A 2,774-nucleotide genomic window follows, 5' to 3' on the forward strand; every position below is an offset into this window, starting at 1 on the left:
GGTCGTTAGCGGTATATAATTCACTGTCATTTAAGTCTGAGCAGGCCGCTATTGTTATTAAAACAATTAAAACTAATAAACGAGTTAATTTCATAAGATACCTCTATTTAAGTTTGAATGTAATATGATCAAATTCTGCTTTTAAGCCTTCTCCTCGTTGAACTTTTAATAATCCGTTTTCTAATTGATAGATGTTGTCGCCAGTCTCATTTAATTTTAGGTCATTCGTTAAAAATCTTTTGTAAGTTTCTACATCATCGGTGTTTACTTCAATCGTTGTAAAAGGTGTTTGGTTGATGAGCGAAACGTCATCTGGAATATTTCCTTCACCGCTCCACTCGATTAAGAATGGTAGAGTTTGATTTGATTCTTCTATTTTAGGAAAGAGCATTCGCCATTCTAGCAGCGTACCATCAGCTTTTCTACGGCTTCCTGGAAACGGTCCCTCGTATTTAATACCTTTGTCATCAAAGTTATTAACGTAATAATCCAAGTCACTAACCCGTAATGCAAACTGGATCGGGCCTTCAATATTGTTAAGTCTCGTTTTAGACGTCTGGCGAATAAGTGGATTGTCAGATTGATTGGCAACAGACTCATCCTCAACACCGAGCCATTCAATGTAACTATTATTCTTCATGAAAGCTAAGTAATTATACGTACCCCAAAGTTCATGTTTTCCACCAGGAACACCGACTAAGTTATGAAAGTTTGAAAACATCTCTTGGTGTTGTTTAGGATCAGAGGAATGGATAACAAGATGGTCAAAAGCAACCATGAAAACACTCCTTTAAAAATATTATTTTAATTGAAAAGCTTGAGCTAGCTTTTCATAAGCGTCGAGACGTTTCTCAAATGGCGAAACAATCGTATTAACAATCACTTCGTTTACTTGAAACTGTCTTGACATATACTCGAGTTGTTGTTTGACACTTTCGACACTGCCGACAATCATTCTATTTCTATTTTCTATTATACGCTGTTGTTCAAAGTGACTAAAGGTTTGTCTGCTAGCTTCTTCTGGTTCTGGGAAGTACTCACGAATTTGCCCTTGATCAGCCATTAGTAAAGCAACATCTAAACTAGATGCTAAATATTCAGCTTCTTCTTCAGTATCTCCAACAACAACAAAAACCGCAATACTTGCCTCAGGCTCTTGTTGTAAAGGAGAAGGGATGAAATTATGATAATAACGTTCAATAGCTGCTGGTCCACCATCTCCATTGATGAACTGGGCAAATGTGTAACTCGTACCTAATTCACCAGCCACGTGGGCACTAGCACCACTTGAGCCTAGCATCCAGATTGGTGGAGTTGTTTCACTCATTGGTGTTGCTTGGACTTGATATCCTTCTGGGTCATTTCCTAATATGTAATCCATTAGTAATGAAGCTTGTTGAGGATAATTTTTAACATCTGGGTATTTTCCTCGATTTAAAGCATAATTAACACCAGGCATGCCGCCAGGTGCACGACCTATACCAAGGTCAATACGATTTGGGTATAGGGCTTCTAAAACACGAAACTGTTCAGCTACTTTAAAAGGACTATAGTGGGGGAGTAGAACGCCACCAGTACCAACTTTAATCTGATCAGTTTGAGCTGCAATGGTTGGGATTAACATTTCAGGTGCTGAACCTGCTAAGCTTTTTGTACTGTGGTGTTCACTCATCCAAAAACGCTTATATCCTAGTTGATCAACATGTTTAGCTAATTGAATCGTTTGTTGTAGAGCTTGATTTGGTGTTTCGTTTTTTAACAATGGAGATTGGTCTAGCACACTTAATTGTATAGTCATATTCGACACCCTTTTGTAAATAAGTTATGATTATAATTGTTTTAGATTTACGTTTAAAATTCAATTGATATGCCTATAAGAGTGAGGGAAAATGAACATGGGGAAAAAAGCTGTAGTTTGTAATCGTTGTAATAAAGTAATTACTGACCGAAATGACTTAATGACAGGTAACGTCAAAATGACTGTCAGACCGTTTCATGAGAAGTGCTTTAAAAAACGTGTAGAAGAAAAGAAAGAAAGAGCTTCGATGTTCTTTGATGCAATGCCGTTTAATGGCCGTTATGCCAACATTATGACGGTGATTTTCTTATTACTATTTTTAGCGTTTTTAACATTCATTGAGGTACCAGGTGTTGCTTTAATTCTTGTGCTTATTTATCCAATGTATCGCTTTATTAGTTGGGTAGCGATCGAACTAAGATTGCCAAGTAAGAGTTGAATTTACAAAATATACTTAATTAATAGAGGTTAGGACAAAGGTTTGGGATGTAATGAAAACCGAATAACTGACCAATTAGCTTAATTTTAGCAGTCGCTTAGCGGAATCAAAATGCGTAGACTCCTGTGGGTAAAAGCAGAGCATTTTGATGGAGCGATAATTAGAAAAACCCGAACGAATTCAAAGTATGATTTCGTTCGGGTTTTGTGTATTAACAGTTAGTTCTGTCCCAACCTCTTAGTTTATTACTCGTGTTCTTTAGCTAAGTTCGATAGACTTTCAGCTGCTTCATTAACTTCAGCATAAGACTCACTTAACTGCTCGACTATGTCATTTACATTCGCTAGTTTTGCTTCCATTTCATCATTTAACGCTTTACTTTCATGTGTGTTAGTTAAAATATCATCAAAAAATGTATTCGTGCGTTTCATGCTTTCAGTGCCATCTTTAATTAACGTCGTCGTTGCTGAAACATCTTTTGATACTTGATCAATCTGTTCGTTAGTTGTGTTAATTAACTCAGTAATATTTTCAATT

4 protein-coding genes are annotated in these 2,774 nt (G+C 36.5%); 1 reads left to right on the top strand and 3 read right to left on the bottom strand.

The window, feature by feature from the left end:
• Nucleotides 1-103: 103 nt before the first annotated feature.
• Together A194_RS18910 and A194_RS0115710 are read right to left on the bottom strand one after the other, a co-directional pair.
• Entirely contained in the window at nt 104-778 is a 675-nt protein-coding gene (locus A194_RS18910; RefSeq protein ID WP_017187740.1) for a VOC family protein, read from the bottom strand.
• Nucleotides 779-799: 21 nt separating this feature from the next.
• Nucleotides 800-1,798 (bottom strand): LLM class flavin-dependent oxidoreductase, encoded by a 999-nt coding sequence (locus A194_RS0115710; RefSeq protein WP_017187741.1) that lies wholly within the window; start codon nt 1,796-1,798, stop codon nt 800-802.
• Nucleotides 1,799-1,889: 91 nt separating this feature from the next.
• Between A194_RS0115710 and A194_RS0115715 the strand changes: the two genes are divergently transcribed.
• On the top strand, nt 1,890-2,237 hold the full coding sequence (locus A194_RS0115715; RefSeq protein WP_017187742.1) for a hypothetical protein: 348 nt from the start codon (nt 1,890-1,892) through the stop codon (nt 2,235-2,237).
• 245 nt (nt 2,238-2,482) lie between these two features.
• On the opposite strand, the gene A194_RS0115720 is transcribed toward A194_RS0115715, so the two are convergent.
• On the bottom strand, nt 2,483-2,774 hold a 292-nt coding region (locus A194_RS0115720; protein WP_017187743.1), incomplete at its 5' end, for a methyl-accepting chemotaxis domain-containing protein.

The sequence above is a fragment of the Alkalibacillus haloalkaliphilus C5 genome, from assembly GCF_000269905.1.
Classification (GTDB): Bacteria; Bacillota; Bacilli; order Bacillales; family Alkalibacillaceae; genus Alkalibacillus; species Alkalibacillus haloalkaliphilus_A.

What these genes read in the sequence shown, in the direction of transcription:
- A194_RS18910 (WP_017187740.1), bottom strand. Translation starts at nt 778, where the DNA reads ATGGTTGCTTTTGACCATCTTGTTATCCATTCCTCTGATCCTAAACAA.
- A194_RS0115710 (WP_017187741.1), bottom strand. Translation starts at nt 1,798, where the DNA reads ATGACTATACAATTAAGTGTGCTAGACCAATCTCCATTGTTAAAAAAC.
- A194_RS0115715 (WP_017187742.1), top strand. Translation starts at nt 1,890, where the DNA reads ATGAACATGGGGAAAAAAGCTGTAGTTTGTAATCGTTGTAATAAAGTA.